Source organism: Psychromonas aquatilis, assembly GCF_038155185.1.
Lineage (GTDB): Bacteria > Pseudomonadota > Gammaproteobacteria > Enterobacterales > Psychromonadaceae > Psychromonas > Psychromonas aquatilis.
In genome coordinates this window covers 36,215-53,442 of the sequence record NZ_JBAKAZ010000017.1, presented here as the reverse complement: position 1 = coordinate 53,442, position 17,228 = coordinate 36,215, and the positions used below count along the sequence as shown (strand labels likewise).

Below are 17,228 nucleotides of genomic sequence, written 5' to 3'. Positions count from 1 at the left end.
CAGTCATTTTTCCTGCGCAAAATTTAGATCACTTATTTAATATAATTGGTATAACAATGCTAAGCCATTAACATTCAGGATAGAAGGGGCTTTTATTAAGTCGCTCTAGGTAGCTTCCATTGTTCGCAATAGGTTATGAATTTTTTTAAAACAGGGCTTTGATATTTTTCTTTATGCCAAACAAGGTATAAGTCACGCGACATATCAATATCAATGCTTAAAATAACTAAACGTTTATCTTGTAAAGCGTGATAGGCAGCAATACGAGACATACAGGATAAACCTAACCCTGCAGCACAACAATTGATGATTGCCTCGGTTGAGCTTAGCTCAAAGGCGATGTGAAGGCCTGGTATATATTGCCCGATATGATCAATGAAGAAGCCTCGCGTGCCCGATCCGGGTTCACGTAAAATCCAAGTTTGTGACTTTAAGTCTTGCAGTGTGACGCGCTGATTAACTAATGCGTGTTGTGGATCGCAAACGATCACCATCTCATCTTTTAACCAAGGTTGTATATGTAATTGTTTATCAATTAATAACCCTTCGACCAGTGCTATATCTAACTCATAATCTATTAGCTGTTGGCCAATGCTGGTACTGTTGTCGATGCATAGGGATTGGTCATGATGATCAGTATGTTTTTTAAACTCAGATAGGATGAGTGGTACAAGATGGTTTCCTACTGTATTACTAGAGCCAATACGTAATTTACCCTGAAAGTTTTGATTATCGAATAAGCTGGTTATCGCCTGACTTCGTTCTATTTGTTCGTCTGCTAAAGGCAATAATGCTCTACCCATTTCATTAATTAATAAGCGATTATTGGCACGCTCAAATAACTTATGGCCAAGCTGCTTTTCTAATTCAGCCAGCGCCATACTGACCGCCGGTTTACTTAAAAACAATTTCTCTGCTGCATTAGTTAAGGTTTTTTCTTGTGTGATAGTAATAAATACATGTAATTGCTTAAGCGTGATATTCATAATTAGCCACAGTTTTTATAGGATAGAGTTGTTGAAAGCGTAAATTACTGGCAATGATAATACTGGATTGGCATCTTAAAGGTAAGTTTTTGCTCAGTATAAACTGGCTCAAGATAGCTGACGCTATTAATAAGTCATTTTGTAGTGAGCCAAAATCATCAATAAATAAGTCGTTAAGAGCATAACTGGAAGGGGCAAGCCGATTTACTCTGCTGCTTTTATCTGACTTAATATTTCTTGTGTTGCAATTTTAGGGCTTTGTGCGTGGCAAATAGCAGAGACTAAGGCAACGCCGTCAACACCTGTTTTAATGATTTGATCAAGATTACCCGGGTTAATGCCGCCAATGGCAACGATTGGGAACTTAGACTTTTTAAGTGCGCCATATAAGCCTATTAAACCCCATTGTTTTTTTATATCGGTTTTTGTGGGAGTGGAGTAAATGGCACTTAAGCCGATATAGTCTAGCGGTAAAGCATTTGCATCAAGTAACTGTTGGTCGGTTTCCACAGATAAACCTAACAACTTTGTCGGACCAATAAGCTGACGAGCAATGCTCGCGGGCATATCCGATTGGCCTAAATGTACTCCATCAGCATCAACTGCTAATGCAACATCCACACGGTCGTTAATAATAAGTGCTACGCCAGTGCCTTCTAATATTGCTTTTACTGCTTGCGCTCGTTTTATGAAGGATTGAATATCATTCCCTTTTTCTCTCACTTGTACCATAGTGACACCGCCGGCTACGGCTTCTTTGACGACGTGAACAAGTGTTTTTAGGTCTTGTTGATCATCGGTGACTAAATACAAACGATATGGGCTCATGACTTTTCCTGTGTGAGGTGCTCGTTGATATAAATAAGATACAAGCAGAATCTTAGTAAGGAGTTTATCTAGTTCTGCTGTATCTTCAAAACATTATTATATTTAATGCTTTATATTTTAAGCTTTTAGCTTTCAAAGTTAAACATTTAAACGCAGGTGTTCAATAATTGCCGATTCATCTAGCTGATATAGGGTATCAAGTAAGTTAACTTGCAAGCTGCCTGGGCCTAGCGAATTTTTTGCCGCTAATTCACCTGCAATACCTAATATTGCCGCAGCAGCTAATCCTGTTTTTTCGCCAATGGCAGCAAAGGCTCCTGTTAAAGCACTCAAACTACAACCCATCCCTGTAATATGTGGCATCATGGCATGGCCATTGTGTAAGGAAATCACTTCATTTGAGTTAACGATATAGTCTGTTTCCCCAGAAATAACCACATTACAGTGATATTCTTTAACGAGCGAGTGAGCTGCATCGAGTGCCATATCACTGCTATCCATTGCATCCACTCCTTTACTTTGAGCTTGTGCACCAGCGAGTGCAATTACCTCTGAGGCATTAGCTCGAATAATTAAATGTTTAGCAAGGTGTGCGATTTGGCGAGAGGTTTCAGTACGCAGTTTACTCGCACCACAACCTACAGGATCTAAAACGACTACTTTGTCATTGAGGTTAGCTTGTTCAACGGCGTAGATCATTCGTGGCACCCATTGGCTGTCTAGCGTCCCTATATTAATCACTAGCGCGCCACAAAAAGACATCATTTCAGCCATTTCTTGACGTGAGTGAGCCATGATTGGGGAAGCGCCAATAGCTAATAATGCATTTGCTGTGTTATTCATTACAACATAATTTGTGATGTTAACAACAAGAGGCTTTTGAGCTCTTAATGTCGCTAATGCATCGTTGATTAATGTTATCTTCTCTGTATTTTTCATTGTTTATCTCTATCATCAATTTGTTTATTAGCATCTAAGCCTTGTTGCCAAAAGGCTACTTCCATTCGAGTTGCTGTTCTAAATACGTTTATAAGCTGTTGGCCTCGTTGACTATCTAACGGTATTTCAGCTAATAGTTGATCAAAGTGCTCGGTACTTTCCTGTATGCTTTTTTGAAATTCATCGCCGCTATATAGCTCAATCCAACTAGCAAACTCATTGTCTTCTACTTTAGTATTTTCATGGTTGATTAAGTATCGGCCAATTTCTGCATAACCTATGGAACAAGGCGCTAAAGCTGCGTATAAAGTCACTAAGTCACCGCTCATACCTGCATCTAATACATAACGGGTATAAGCAACAGTACCAAAGTCTTCATCTTCCGCTTCTAAGTCAGTTTCTGTTAAACCCCAATTCTTACAATAAGTTACATGATGATTTATTTCACCGTCTAATAAAGTATTTACTGCCGGTAATGCTTTACGCATATCGCTGAGTGAGTTGGACTTGTAAATCGCTAATGCATAGGCACGAGCGTATTGTTTTAGAAATAAAAAGTCTTGCTTTAAGTAATGTAAAAAACACTGTCGATCCAAACTTCCATCTGCTAGTTTCATCACAAATGGATGAGTAATATAGGTTTGCCAGTCAGGTAAACAAGCGTTAATTAAGTCTTGATGTTTCATCGTTTGGTACTCCGTAATTAATCAAATGTTGGCATGTAATCTTTCGCTTTAGGCAGGCTTTTAATGAGTTTATTGTCAAACATAAATTGCGCATAATCATCATAGCGTTTCAAGTCAACCGCGGCAGGACGGAGGGCAAAACGAGTTAATGTATCATTCCAAGCTCTTTTATTAAGCTCATTGTCTAAAGTGTCTGGAGCATAGTTTACAAATTCATTCCATGCTGCTTGAGGGTGATTCATAATATAGATAGTGGCTTGTTGTAATGCTTTATTGAAAGCATTGATCATCGCTGAGTCATAGTTATTTGCATTAGCTACAAAAACAAGTTCATCATACGCTGGCACGCCATGTTCTTCAGGGAAGAAAGATTTTGCTTTGAAGCCTTCTAATAACAGTTGGTTTTCTTCGAAGTTGCGTAAGCCACCCCAAATGGCATCAACTTTACCAGAGGCCAGTGAACTAGAAAGCGCCCAGCCGACATTAATAATTTCTATGTCAGAAAAAGCTAACCCTGCGGTTTCTAACATTCTGCCTATCGTTGCTTCTTCACTACCTGAAAAGGCAATACCAACTTTTTTGCCTTTAAAGTCAGCTAATGTATTCATTTTATCGTTATCTAATACCATTAATGTATTTAATGGCGTTGCAATTAACGTCGCTGAGCGTACTAAAGGCAAAGATTCTGCAATATCAAGAATTAAATTTGGTTGGTAAGTAATTGCTAAATCTATATTACCTGCGGCAACAAGCTTTGGCGGCATACTTGGATCAGCAGGTTCCTGAATCACCACCTCTAAACCCTGATCTTTAAAGTAGCCTAGTTGTTGGGCGATCACGATCGGGCCGTGGTTTGGGTTAACAAACCAATCAAGCATCAAGGTTACTTTTTTATCAGCAGCTTGAGCTGAAAATGAAAGTAATGTTGCTATGATGAGTAAAGGTTTAATTAAAAAGTGTTTGGTCATGGTAGATCTTTCCTTGTAAGTTAAAAAATAAAATGAACATTCCATTTTGTTAGTGTTGCCATGGGATCAGTCTGTCCAAGCACTTATCCGTTATAAAATAAAGACAGACTGAAATAGCTGACAGAATAAATAATGCAGCAAACATCTCGTCAATTAACATTCTTGCATTAGCTTGTAGCATCAAATAGCCAAGTCCTTCACTAGAGCCAACCCATTCACCGGCGACGGCGCCAATTGGTGCGATCACCACTGCGACTCTAATGCCTGATGCCAATGTTGGTAAGGACGCTGGAAGTTGGATATGACGAAGTGTTTGCCATTTTGTTGCTTGCATTGTCTGAACTAAGTCAAGGTAGCCTGTTGGGGTGTTTTTCAGTCCGTCATAACAACAAGTCACCACTGGGAAAAAGATAATCATAGCGGCCATCACTATTTTTGATGTTATTCCGTAACCTAACCAGATCATCAAAATAGGGGCGATTGCAAAAACTGGAATCGCTTGACTGGCGATTAATATTGGTAGTAGCCATTGTTTAATGGGTTTAAACAACAGCATTTGTAAAGCAAAAAATAACCCCATGGATAAGCCTAATAACAGGCCAAGTACTATTTCTTGAGTGGTCACCCAACTGTGTTTAAGTAGCACATCGGAGCGAGCAATTAATCGTTCAAAAACAGCAAGTGGTTCCGGTAAGATGAAAGCAGGTAATTTGAAGATCATGACAATTGCTTGCCAGGTAACCATTAACATAAATAAGGTTAAGGCAGCTCTAAAAAATTTATTGAATGGTTTCTCTGCAGGTTTAATATGTGGCGTTAGCTGAGTCAAAGGCGTTAACTTATCCATGTATTTTCTCCGGATTGTTTGGCTGAATATCGCTTTGCTCTAAACTCTCGATAATGTTTTGTTGTAATAAAGCGGTTTCTTCAGAAAATGCGCGAGGAGCTACTGTATCTGGTAACGTCAAGACCTTAGCGGAAGCGGGTTGTCCCTGTAGAATATATAATTGATCTGCTAAACGAATTGCTTCCTGTGGTTCATGGGTAATCAATATAACGGTTTTATCTTTTAATAATTGATGGGCTAAATTTTGTAATTTATGACGAGTTACTGCATCTAATGCAGAGAAGGGTTCATCCATTAATACGACTGGTTTGTCTTGCATCAGTGTTCTTGCCAGTGCGACTCGTTGACGCATTCCACCTGAGAGGTTTTGTGGGCGCTGTTGTGCTTTATCAGCAAGGCCAACTTGTTGTAATAAGTAAGTTGCCTTTTCTACTTGTTGCTGTTTTTGTTGTTTGTTTTTTTGTCGCGACCGTTGAGAAAACTTATCGCTTAACAAGACATTTTCTAAGACCGATAACCAAGGCATTAATAAGTCTTGTTGTGCCATATAAGCAACTTGCCCCTGTAACGGTATTTGATTGCTAATACTTAAGTCACCATTCCAGACCACTTGCTCATTGATAATCCCTGCAAGGTAACGGAGAAGGGTTGTTTTACCACAACCGCTTTGTCCTAAAATACAAGTCCACTTTGAACAGGGGATATGCATATTGAGCTTGTCTAAAACAGGCTGTTTACTATTTAAGTAATGCAAATAACCATCATCAATAACAATGCTGGGTGCATTTTCCTTCATTTTTTGACTATCAGAGTGGATCATAATTGACTCTGATGTAATTGATAAAAGTGATGAACTGGGCCACGTCCTTCACCAATATTAAGTTGGTCTGCATGTTTTAATGCTTCAGTAATGTATTGTTTTGCTAACCTGACTGCTGTGTTTAGCGGATACCCTTGCGCTAAGTAAGAAGCAATAGAGGCTGATAAACTACAGCCAGTCCCATGGTTATTGCTGGTAGCAACTCGCTTAGCCTTAAGTTGCTCCACTGTATCTTCCGTAATTAATAGGTCATTACTGTTTTGGTCGTTTTCTAATTGTCCGCCTTTTAAGAGCACGGCCTTTGCGCCCACTTCACGTAATGCAGGCACCATAGTGAACATGCCTTCTTGAGCACTCGGTGTTTCAATATCAATTAATGCAGCTCCCTCTGGTAGGTTGGGAGTGATAATATCGGCAAGGGGAAATAAAACATTTTTTAAGGTATCAATCGCTGATTTTTCTAATAAAAGGTCACCATTGGTTGTCACCATCACAGGGTCAACGACCAAAAACGCTGGGGCGTACTGTTTCAGCTTGTTAGCCACTAATTGGATAATGTCAGAGTCTGCTAGCATACCGACTTTAACGGCAACAATATTTAGGTCACTAAAGACTGCATCAAGTTGTGTTTCTACATGTTGTAGTGGAATGGAAAAAATATCGGAAACACCTAAGGTGTTTTGGGCCGTGATCGCGGTAATAACTGAGCAAGCATAACTGCCTGTTGCAGAAATAGCTTTAATATCTGCTTGTACGCCTGCACCTCCGCCACTGTCAGATCCGGCAATGGTTAATACGATAGGTGGCTTAGCCGATGATTTTAAAGGGGTAGTAGGTGTTGCTGTTAATTGAGTCATCACTGCTCCGAATAAACGCATCGAAACTAATGAAACCCCAACAAAAGACAGACCAGTATTCTATGGGAAGTTTTTTCATAGTTCCCTGCGCCAGTACTAACTGTATCAGGTTCAACGGGTATCTATGCAATACTATCCAGTTTCGCAAACGTTCTCAGCCTTCGGCTCCCCGACTATTTGTGTGGCAAATGATAACAACTTTAAGTGAAAGTGCAATGCGCATATTAATAAACAATATACGGATTGGTTTATTTGATACTTTGTTCTTAAATAACAAAGCTTTAGAAAGAGGGAAACTCTACCTATGAAAGTAGAGCGTTAGGTTTAATTAAAACTAATTAGATTGATTAATACGGGCTTTAAATTGATCACGGGTTTTTTGGTCGGCTTTGCTATACCAATAATCGAGCATTTTGCCGGCAACTTCGCCTTCAGTTTGGCCATTTTCAGGGATGATAATGGAAGCGACTTGATTTAATGAGGCAGGTTGTTCTGTTTGATTATATACACGCATTTCTGCGACCAGATCTCGGTTAAATTGAATACCATTTTTCATCAATTTACCTTGTTCAAAAGACACTGCATTACCGTTACTATCTGTTAATGTTAACGCTGGTTGCTCATTAAATTGTGCTACTTGTTTATCTGAGTCTAGTCTTGGTAAGCTCAGTGTATAGTCTTGGTTTTCTCCATCAAAGGTCATTAAAATAATATCGGTATTGAAATAGGTAATTTCACCTCCATTACGATAATTTCCTTCATATTGAAAAGCAATTTGGTTCTTACCATCCTTTAAGGTGATTGCTTTTTGCTGTTTAGCTTCCGCACCATTAATAACTTCTAATGTTACTTGAGAAGGGACTGTTAAATTAATCTCTGCTATCACTTGTGGGCTTAGTGCTGCCATCAAAGTAAGAGGTATTATATTCGATCGTTTCATATTGAGTGCCCATGATGATTAAATAGATGAGTGGGATATTGATCAATGAACTATTGGTTGAGCTTTACATAAAGATGAATATCACCTAGTTCAAAAATCAGCGAAATTATCCGTTTAGCTAATGATTAAGTTTTAATTTACCATGAAAAAAGCACTCTGAAGAGTGCTTTAAAAGTGTATCGCTTTAATCAATATTTAGAAGCCGTAACGTGCGCCTACTTGTAGCTCATTTTCACGACCTTGACCGCTAGAGTTATCGTTGTTTAATGCGAACTTGTAGCTGCCGTATACCGCAAAGTTACCCATATAACGCGCGTATTCAACGCCGATAAAGTTTGTATCTAGTGCATCAATATCATCCGCTGAGTAGTAGCTGTAGCTTGTATTAATCATGTTTTCTTGATTGTCACCAAAGTAATAAGCTGCAAATGCATCTACTGCGACAAAATCAGAATCTGCAATCCCAGCAGCTGAAATATCACCTGTCATACCCATCGCAGATAAGTAAATGTCACCTTTAGAGTAACGTGCAGCGACTAGGTAAGAGTTTGATGTTTCAGTGTCAGTATCATTGCCATACTCTTGATCACTGCTTGTTAAACCAGCAGCTAGTTCAAGTTCACTTGTTAATTTGTATGCCGCCATTAAGCCAAAACCATCGGCTTCGTTGTTTGCATTCTTAGTGCCTGATGCTTGCAACATTAGACCATTATCTTCATAAATATAACGTAATGTATTTTTTGAACGGTCGGCTGACGTTTCTGTGTTTTCATTAATGTAGCCACTGAATGTTTCCGCTAAATCGGTGAAGTCAGTTAAGTAAGTCACAGCATTATTTTGATGACCGTAGATAAATGAACCTACTTTTGTTTCTGCACCCACATATAAGTGACGTGTATTTAAGTTAGCGTCATTGTCATCTTCATTTTCAGTGATTTCAAATTCGTAACGACCAAAAACAGTTAAGTCTTCGTTTAATTTATTTTTACCGTTTACATTTAAACGTACACGTGATTTATCAGAGTAATCGCCATCAGTAAGGTTACCACGTACTTCTACACGGCCACCAATATTGAATTCTTGAGTATCTGTTTTGTATAAATTTACAGCAGAAAGCGGAGCAGAGATGATAAGACCAGAAGTCATTGTTAGTAAATATTTGTTAAATTTCATATTTATCTTTCCTATTTTTTGAGGCATTTAAAGTTTGTCATATTTAAATGTTATAGTTTAGATGAGAAAAGAAGTGCTCATGAATGCTGCAGATGATCTGTAAACTGTCCATGTCACTTTAAATCACGCCAATCAATCTATATGAATTCATCCATTAATTCACAAATAAGTTAAAAATTTAATTTCCATGGTGATCTAAGTCGCAATTTTAAAATTAAATTGGCCTTTCTTATTATTGTGAAACTTGATCTTAATCGTTTAAATATTGAACCATCACTGGACTTAATAACAGTGATGGTGATCTTTGATTACTGAGCATATACTGCGTAAATCATCGCTATCTGTACTGATTTTTAGCAGAAATAACTATTACTTCTTAAACCAATCAACAGAAAAATCTGCTTTTACCTCGTAGTCTTGGCTGAGTTTTTCGATGCTATTTTGATCTGAAATTGCTTTAGCGTGTATCCCACTGGTAATGAATAAACTACTTATTCCTGCTGTATTTGCGCCAGCAATATCGTGCTCTAGACTATCGCCTACAGCTATTGCTTTATCCCATCCACCCACTAATGTTTTACACATTTTATATAATTCAAGCTGAGGTTTACCATGCCAATGCACTTTTCCCCCCATCTTTTGGTAGGCCATCGCTATCGATCCTGGGCAGGTTTTTAGGTTACCTTCTGGGGTCATCGCCACTAAATCAGGGTTGCTTACCACTAGCTCTAATTTATTTTGATACGCGATGGCTAAATCATCCATATAAGCATCAACACTACCTCTGTCTACACCGCAACATAGCACTAAGGTAGCATCATCAACTTTTGCTTCTGTGAGGCCGCAATCATCTAATACACTTTGATCGTTATCCCATGTGAAATGTAATGCTTTGCTGCCGAGCGATTTAAATTGACCGGTTTCGAAGTTATGGCGCATATGATCACCAGACGTTAAGACATCAAGGTATAAATCGCGTGAAATACCTGAGTCTGCTAAGCGCCCGTATGAAAAACTACCTGTTTTGCCACTATTCGATAAAATGACCACTTTTTTGTTGTTTTCTTTTAAAAAGTTTAAGGCTTCGATAGCTTCAGGAAAAGCTTTCCCACCATTATGTAACACTCCCCATTGGTCAAGAATGAAGGTATCAAAAGTATCGATAATATCGTTTAGTCCGCTGATCATTTTCACTCTATTTATCCTTATAATCTGATTGTTTATGAGTAAACTTAACATGATGCTTATGTTTTTAGCATCTTGTATTGAGAATTTTTATTTGCTCTTAATAACATCGCACTGTACTTACTTTTTTAACAGTAAATAAAGATTGTTGAAAATAAAATACTTATGTCATCAGAGTGTGCTGTTGTGATGGTCTTGATCACTTAGGTTGTTAACGACAAAGTCGATAAATGACCTTACCTTTGAAGATATATGACGCCGACTTGGGTAGGTAAGATGAACATCAATTTGTTGCTTTTGATAAGTTAGAAATAACTCGATTAATCGGCCTTCTTTTATTTCACCGTGTAAATTAAAAGAGGGGAGACGAGTAATTCCTTTCTGGCTAAACATAGGGCTATTTCTATTTCTGAGCTGTTGGTTAATACATGACTATCTACTTTTACAACGGATGATTTACCATTACTGTCTATAAATCTCCAAATGTTTGCTTGCTTTGATATTACTATAGCTAATGGTTTTATGATTGATTAATGCTTGTGGTGTTGTTGGTATGCTGTACTCTGCTAAATGGTCAGGAGAGGCAATACCCACGCCTTCAGTGTTTAAAAGTATTGAATAAGTCAGTTGGAACCTTCTAATTTATTGGATGTTATCAAAATACAGGCAAGTTATATGGAAACAATCATTATTGATTTACTAGCTTAATCAATAGCGTTACTTTATCTACAATGGAATTCACTTTTAAGGAAATGAAAAAATGAAAATATTAGGGTTTGCGGCGAGTAATAACAGTCAATCTATCAACAAACAATTAGTCACTTATTCAACACAGTTGGTTGAGGCTGAAGTAGAGATTCTAGATTTAAATGAATATGAAATGCCTATTTATAGTGCTGATAGAGAAATAGCATCGGGGGTTCCTGAGTTAGCTCAAGCTTTTTTTGACAAAATCACTAACGCTGATGCAATTGTTGTTTCTTTTGCTGAATATAATGGTTCTTATACTTCTGCATTTAAAAATATTTTTGATTGGGTTTCTCGTATTGAACAAAAACTATACCAAGGTAAACCTATGGTGTTACTGAGTACATCACCAGGGCCTGGTGGTGCTCAAAGTGTACTTGCTGGTGCGGTTGCGTCTTCACCTTTTTTTGCTGGCGATGTGAAAGCGAGTCTTTCAGTACCTAGTTTCTTTGATAACTTTGATGTTAAAGCTGGAAAAATATCTCACCCAGCACTTCAACAACAACTGCAAGATGCAATGAATACACTTACGGTTTAATTGTCTGTATTTGAGGTTTGTAAGGTGATAATTAGCAAGGAAGGCTGTTATCAAGTGCAATACTAATTGCTTCGCATACACGGTTATCTTTTAGTTTGTTATACCAATTATATTAAATAAGTGATCTAAATTTTGCGCAGAAAAAATGACTTAGTTTAAGGCGTAATTTGAGTTAAATAGTTGTTCTATTTGCGAAAATTACAACGAAGAAATAAGTTATTTTAGCAAGTAAAATAGATCAGTTAATTAGTGTGATTGGTATTATTTTTATCTGCAGTTAACGACTGGGATTAACATAATATTTTACAGTCTGCGCGCTAATAGGATAGGCAAAAAAATAGCTGATTCAGTTTTTTCACTGACCAGCTATTTTATTAAAGCAGTAATCTATCTATTAGTTTTTAGAATAACCCTTTTAAGGTTTCTCCTAGCTCTTTTGCTTCATCTTTTAAATCATCTTTAGAGATCTTTTTACCTGAAAGAATATCTTTTGCTTTATCATCTAATACTTGCTTCGCTTTATCTTGAACTGCTTGTTTCGCAGCTTCTACTTGTGCTTTTAAAGCGCCTTCAGTATCTAAAGTAAACGAAGGTTGATCAAAAGTTCCCTTAATGCGAAGTGGAATTGAAATACCCGAAAGATCTGCATAACTGGTACTTTCATCTTCTTTAGAAAGTGGTGTGATACCCAACTTATAATCAATTGACTCTTGAATCAGATTTGCTGCGCCGTTTCCATCTAAACGAATCACAGGAGAAAGCATAGTCAGTTTTTGATTTGTTGCGACCCCTTCCTTAACAGTGAAATCGCCAGTTAAAGATGCAAAGTCGGTTTTCTTAACCAGTTTATCGGGCTCAATGGTTTCGCCTTTAATTTTAGCTTTTATCACTCTAATCTCATAAGGAATATTAATACCGTATAACTCACCATTTACTATTTTAAAGTCACCAGTCGCATTCACGCCTTGTTTGAGTTTATCTGCGGCAAGGCCTTGACCATTAGCGGTTACATTAAGATTTGCAGTACCGCTTAATAAGTCAACTTGCGCGAGGTCTTTTAACAGTTGCATTAAAACAATATTGCTCGCATTAATCGTTGCTTGGTATTGATTTTTAGCTGCACTTTCATCTACCCAACCATTCACATTAACAGTACCGTCATATAAGTTCACTGTTAGCGGTTTAACCATTGCACGTCCGTTATTAACCGTTAAATTATTGGTGATTTTACCGACGTTAATATCTTCATATACTAGGCCGGCAATGGTTAAGTCACCTTTAATATCCAGTTCTTTAAGTATACTTAAGTCTGGTTCCGCTGATGATTCAGAGGCGCTATTATCAGCTGTTTCAACTTGCTCCTGATCTTGTTTTTCTGAACCTGTATCGGCAAGGTATGGATTTAAGTCCCATACATTACCTTGGAGGCTATAGCGAATTTCAGGAATAGCCTTTTGAACAACACTTATTTGGCCGTCTAATTGAATGTCATTTATCTTGGTTTTTAGCGATGTTAAATTAAGTTTCTGCTGTGCTAAGTCATAGCTGATATCACTATTAACAGTGCCTACTATTTGCTCATCACCTATCGCTGACAAGGTCAATTGGCTGGCCATTTCAAATTGTTTTATCAATATATTTTTAAAGTCTGTGACGGTTAATTCTTTAAAGGAGATATTAATGTCACCCTGAGCATCACCTGATACTTTATTTTTTACTTCAAAAGTATCGATAGTGGCTGTTTGCTTTTCAATGTTCATAGCCAGGTTGCTTTCTAGGTTGGTTTCTAGTTTATTATTTTGTAAAGCACTACCGGTCAGGCTACTGGTTAATGTCAGTTTACCCAGTGAAACTTGATTAAGGTTTTGGATATTGATATCGCTACTATTAACATAAACCGTGCCATCTAAAAACTCACCACTGAATGAGTTATTTAAAGTTATCGCTTTGATATCTAACTGCTTATCTTCTAGTTGATATTTGACGCCACTAGTAAAAGTAGTGTTTAAGGTACTGCCTGATAGCGCATCAGCTAGTATCTTACTTTCTATGGTCAGATTAGTTAAATCAATCGTAGTAAGCTGTGTATCCACAAAAATATCAGATTCTACTGATACGTCGGCTTGCAACTGATCATTCTTTAATGCTGTCGTTAAGCTGAAATGTGCTTTTTTACCTAAAGCAAATTCATTTAAGAGTAAGCTTTTTAAGGTAATTTGTTGAGACGCCGATGTTTGATGGTCAATGATATTGATTTCGGCATTGCTGATATTAATACCAGATAGTACAAATTTCGATAAATCGACTTTTTCTGATGTTGTAGTCGCTGGTTCTTCTTCTTTTACGGACTCTTCTGTTGTTGTTTCTGCTGTCGCTTCTGTTTCATTTTCTGCTTGCAGATTATCTAAGTTAGTTTGCCCATCTTTATTGGTAATAAAGTTAAATTCAACGCCATCTAAAATAATTTCACCAATTTGTAACTCACTAGAAAACAGAGGGAGTAAATCAATAGAGACAGACGCTTCTTTTACATTTAATAAGGTCTTTTCCTCAAAGTCAGCGGTGTTAGATAAAGTGAGCTCGCCACTTTTAAAACCTAATAATGGATATAGGCTCCATCCTAAGTCACCTGTTATGACTAAGTCTCTGTTGGTCTGTTGTTTAACTTGATCTTGTATTTGTTGTTTGTAGTCATTCGGATCAATAACCATGATCACAACGATCACTGCAAGTATGAGTAAGCTGAGCAGGCCGGCGGCAAATTTTAGAAACAATTTCATTAAAATTATCCTTACTAGAGAGAAAAAGAGGCGATTTTATATTACTTTATCAGTATAGACAGTGTAATAGGTTAAGCGTTCCGGATCATCTATTGTTTATTCAAACAATGGGTAGTTCAGTCGTATATTTAAGTTGTTGCATGGCAAAACTAGTATTAACGTCGGTTAAGCCGCTAACATCATTAACTAGCTTTTGATAAAACTGATCATAACTGCGCATATCTTTTACGATAACCTTTAATAGATAATCATATTCACCAGCCATTCTATAAAACTCTAAAACTTGTGAAAACCCCTTGACCTGCTGAACACAGTCTTGCAACCAACTATCTGAATGCTGCTGTGTTTTAATTTGCACAAAGGCAATTAACTCTAATCCAACTTTTTCAGCTGATACTAGCGCGACTTTTTTGTTAATAAATCCTTCATTTTCCAAACGTTTTACCCTGTTCCAGCAGGGAGTACTCGTTAAGTTTAATCTTTCTGAAAGTTGCTGGATGGAAAGTGATGCATCTTGTTGTAACAAAGCCATTAGTTTTTTATCTGTACTATCAAAATTCATAAGTTATTCACCGTGTTTAAAATAAATTTCTTTTATTTATTGTTTTTAAAGAAAATTATTCCATTTAAGTTGTTTATACAAGATTTTTTAGAGATTAATTCTCACTTTTAGTGGTTAAGATAAGCCTATTATCTTAATCGTTTTAGGGAGTGAAAATGTCACGTCAATGGGTTGCTAATGCTATTGCAAAAATTCAAGCTGATTTCCAACGCAGTGCAGATACACATTTAATTAAAGTTGATTTACCACGATTTACTGGCATTGATATTTATTTAAAAGATGAAAGCACTCATCCAACAGGTAGTTTAAAGCACAGGTTGGCGCGGTCTTTATTTTTATATGCACTTTGTAATGGAAAAATAACAGAAAATACTGTGATAATCGAAGCATCATCCGGTAGCACTGCCATTTCTGAAGCGTATTTTGCGCGATTGTTGGGCTTACGTTTTATTGCTGTGATGGCAAAATCCACCAGCTTACAAAAAATAAATGAAATAAAACGTTATGAGGGTGAATGTTTCTTAGTTGACTCTACTGATTTGATTTATGAAGCATCAGAAGAGTTAGCAAAACAGCTCAATGGTTATTATATGGATCAGTTTACGAATGCTGAGAGAGCGACTGACTGGCGTGGTAATAATAATATTGCCGACTCTATTTTTGAGCAAATGAAACTTGAGCCACATTGTGTGCCTAAGCATGTTGTGGTGAGTGCCGGAACAGGGGGAACAAGTGCAACCATTGGCCGTTATATTCGTTATAATCAATTACCCACAGAGCTTACCGTGGTTGATCCTGAAAACTCTGTTTTTTATGACTACTTTAAAACAGCCAATAACAAGTTACTTAATAAAAAAGTCAGTTTAATTGAGGGTATTGGTCGTCCACGAGTAGAACCATCATTTATTGCTTCGGTTGTTGATAATATGTTGCCTGTCGAGAACAAGGAGTCTATCGCAGCGATGTTGTGGTTAACCCAATTATTGGGTAAAAAAGTCGGTGCGAGTACCGGAACCAATATGGTAGGTGTCTTAAAAATTGCCCAAAAAATGCAAGCACAAGGAGAGCAGGGTGCCATTGTCACTTTATTATGTGACAGTGGTGAGCGTTATAGTGAAACCTATTATAATCCGCTGTGGGTAAAACAATATATTGGCGATATTAGCGAGCAGCAAGCAACACTGGTTTCAAACTTTAGTTAATCATGGTTGTTAAACCAACTTCTTTATTAAGTTCTGAATAGTTTCCCTTTATAAGGTGTATGGGCTGGAAAAACGTGCTTTATTTGTTGCTGATTTAATTGCCAGTGTTGTTGTAATGCAGCCGCTATCCAGTCAAAGCTATTGCTGGTAGGTTGCAAATCTCTTTGTTGGTAAAGCTGATCGTCGGCTAAACCAGGCCACTGACCTAATACTTGTCCTCCGTTAACTTTTCCACCGGCTAGAAATAGTGCGCTAGCGGTACCGTGATCAGTTCCACGTGTACCATTTTCTCTCACTGTGCGACCAAATTCCGTTGCAACAATAACTAATGTGTTATCCCATTGTTCTGCGAGTGCTACTTTTAATGCTTGTAACCCTTTATCTAAAAGACTTAACTGTCGTTTTAGTTGGCCGGCTTGCGCTTTATGTGAATCCCAACCGCCTAAAGTAAGCATTGCACAATCAGTGCCTTTTTCAGCTAATAATTGTCCACAAGAGCGACTCAGGTTAATGAAATTGCCCTTGTTTTTATTTATGACACTTTGCTCTGCTAGTAATTCATCAACTGCTAAACCTTCTTGTAAACGGCTTAAAAGTAAAGGGTTATCTTGATATAGCGTTTGTAGTGCTTGGTAGGTTTCTGTTTCAGCATCGGGTAAGTAAGAGGGAAACCAGGTTTTTGCTTGTTGTTGTGCGCCACGTAAGCTGATTGGTGTCGATTGAGAAATAGAAATCGCTTGTTTATTTTTAACTTGAATGGCACGAGCTAACCAGCCATTTTCTAGGTCTGGGGCTGCTAAACCGCTTTCCAAGTAATCTTGACCATCAAAGTGTGAACGTTTGTTAAAGCCTGAGTAGACAGCGGAAATAGGGAGTAGTTGTTTGTTTTGATACCACTGATGTAAATTGGCTAATGAAGGATGTAATGCAAAGCCTTTGTCTAAAGCTAAACATTGACCGTCAATGCTTTTATATAAGTTTGGTCTCAAATCTTTTAATGCAGTTTCAAAAGTGGGCACTAATGTATGCAGAGGATCGAGGGCACCTTTTAACATTAACCAAACCACTTTGGGTTGGTTTTTATTAACCTTTGATGAGGTTGCTAATAGAGGCGATTGATAAACGACTAATGTGGCTGCAATAGCTTTAAGAAAATCACGACGTAACATA

General features: G+C 37.5%; 17 protein-coding genes and 1 riboswitch. Of the genes, 2 read left to right on the top strand and 15 right to left on the bottom strand.

Going from position 1 to position 17,228, the window contains the following annotated elements; all coding sequences use genetic code 11:
- Nucleotides 1-95 precede the first annotated feature (95 nt).
- The 12 genes from V6256_RS06420 to V6256_RS06365 all read right to left on the bottom strand — a co-directional run bounded on the left by V6256_RS06420 (nt 96) and on the right by V6256_RS06365 (nt 10,622).
- A complete protein-coding gene (locus tag V6256_RS06420; protein WP_341597252.1) occupies nt 96-986 on the bottom strand; it encodes a LysR substrate-binding domain-containing protein in 891 nt (296 codons plus the stop codon).
- Nucleotides 987-1,190: 204 nt separating this feature from the next.
- Nucleotides 1,191-1,814: a thiamine phosphate synthase gene (thiE, locus tag V6256_RS06415; protein ID WP_341597251.1), complete on the bottom strand. Its 624-nt coding sequence runs from the start codon at nt 1,812-1,814 to the stop codon at nt 1,191-1,193.
- Between the two features lie 138 nt (nt 1,815-1,952).
- Nucleotides 1,953-2,753 carry a hydroxyethylthiazole kinase gene (thiM, locus tag V6256_RS06410; protein ID WP_341597250.1) on the bottom strand — a complete coding sequence of 267 codons (801 nt, stop codon included), beginning with the start codon at nt 2,751-2,753 and terminating at the stop codon, nt 1,953-1,955.
- A complete protein-coding gene (tenA, locus tag V6256_RS06405; RefSeq protein WP_341597249.1) occupies nt 2,750-3,439 on the bottom strand; it encodes a thiaminase II in 690 nt (229 codons plus the stop codon). The genes thiM and tenA overlap by 4 nt, the downstream gene beginning before the upstream one ends.
- A 17-nt stretch (nt 3,440-3,456) precedes the next feature.
- Nucleotides 3,457-4,407 carry an ABC transporter substrate-binding protein gene (locus V6256_RS06400; protein WP_341597248.1) on the bottom strand — a complete coding sequence of 317 codons (951 nt, stop codon included), beginning with the start codon at nt 4,405-4,407 and terminating at the stop codon, nt 3,457-3,459.
- A gap of 49 nt (nt 4,408-4,456) precedes the next feature.
- Entirely contained in the window at nt 4,457-5,254 is a 798-nt protein-coding gene (locus V6256_RS06395) for an ABC transporter permease (protein ID WP_341597247.1), read from the bottom strand.
- The gene (locus tag V6256_RS06390) at nt 5,247-6,074 is read right to left on the bottom strand and encodes an ABC transporter ATP-binding protein (RefSeq protein ID WP_341597246.1); all 828 of its coding nucleotides are present in this window, start codon (nt 6,072-6,074) and stop codon (nt 5,247-5,249) included. Before V6256_RS06390 ends, V6256_RS06395 begins: the two co-directional genes overlap by 8 nt.
- Nucleotides 6,071-6,931, bottom strand: coding sequence for a bifunctional hydroxymethylpyrimidine kinase/phosphomethylpyrimidine kinase (thiD, locus tag V6256_RS06385; RefSeq protein ID WP_341597245.1), 861 nt, complete (start codon nt 6,929-6,931; stop codon nt 6,071-6,073). The genes V6256_RS06390 and thiD overlap by 4 nt, the downstream gene beginning before the upstream one ends.
- A gap of 65 nt (nt 6,932-6,996) precedes the next feature.
- Nucleotides 6,997-7,113: riboswitch (TPP riboswitch) on the bottom strand.
- 152 nt (nt 7,114-7,265) lie between these two features.
- A complete protein-coding gene (locus tag V6256_RS06380) occupies nt 7,266-7,871 on the bottom strand; it encodes a YccT family protein (RefSeq protein WP_341597244.1) in 606 nt (201 codons plus the stop codon).
- Nucleotides 7,872-8,066: 195 nt separating this feature from the next.
- A complete protein-coding gene (locus V6256_RS06375) occupies nt 8,067-9,044 on the bottom strand; it encodes a porin (protein ID WP_341597243.1) in 978 nt (325 codons plus the stop codon).
- A gap of 369 nt (nt 9,045-9,413) precedes the next feature.
- Nucleotides 9,414-10,232, bottom strand: coding sequence for a TIGR01459 family HAD-type hydrolase (locus V6256_RS06370; RefSeq protein WP_341597242.1), 819 nt, complete (start codon nt 10,230-10,232; stop codon nt 9,414-9,416).
- Nucleotides 10,233-10,400: 168 nt separating this feature from the next.
- The gene (locus tag V6256_RS06365; protein ID WP_341597241.1) at nt 10,401-10,622 is read right to left on the bottom strand and encodes a type 2 periplasmic-binding domain-containing protein; all 222 of its coding nucleotides are present in this window, start codon (nt 10,620-10,622) and stop codon (nt 10,401-10,403) included.
- Nucleotides 10,623-10,989: 367 nt separating this feature from the next.
- On the opposite strand from V6256_RS06365, the gene V6256_RS06360 reads away from it, so the two are divergent.
- On the top strand, nt 10,990-11,514 hold the full coding sequence (locus V6256_RS06360) for an NADPH-dependent FMN reductase (protein WP_341597240.1): 525 nt from the start codon (nt 10,990-10,992) through the stop codon (nt 11,512-11,514).
- 401 nt (nt 11,515-11,915) lie between these two features.
- Here the strand turns inward: V6256_RS06360 and V6256_RS06355 are convergent, their stop codons facing one another.
- Complete coding sequence (locus tag V6256_RS06355) at nt 11,916-14,294, bottom strand: AsmA family protein (RefSeq protein WP_341597239.1); 2,379 nt, start codon at nt 14,292-14,294, stop codon at nt 11,916-11,918.
- 100 nt (nt 14,295-14,394) lie between these two features.
- Complete coding sequence (locus tag V6256_RS06350) at nt 14,395-14,856, bottom strand: Lrp/AsnC family transcriptional regulator (protein ID WP_341597238.1); 462 nt, start codon at nt 14,854-14,856, stop codon at nt 14,395-14,397.
- A 155-nt stretch (nt 14,857-15,011) separates the two neighbouring features.
- On the opposite strand from V6256_RS06350, the gene V6256_RS06345 reads away from it, so the two are divergent.
- A complete protein-coding gene (locus V6256_RS06345) occupies nt 15,012-16,058 on the top strand; it encodes a PLP-dependent cysteine synthase family protein (protein ID WP_341597237.1) in 1,047 nt (348 codons plus the stop codon).
- A gap of 26 nt (nt 16,059-16,084) precedes the next feature.
- Here V6256_RS06345 and V6256_RS06340 read toward each other — a convergent pair whose 3' ends face one another.
- On the bottom strand, nt 16,085-17,227 hold the full coding sequence (locus V6256_RS06340) for a DUF1501 domain-containing protein (protein ID WP_341597236.1): 1,143 nt from the start codon (nt 17,225-17,227) through the stop codon (nt 16,085-16,087).
- Nucleotide 17,228: the final 1 nt, after the last annotated feature.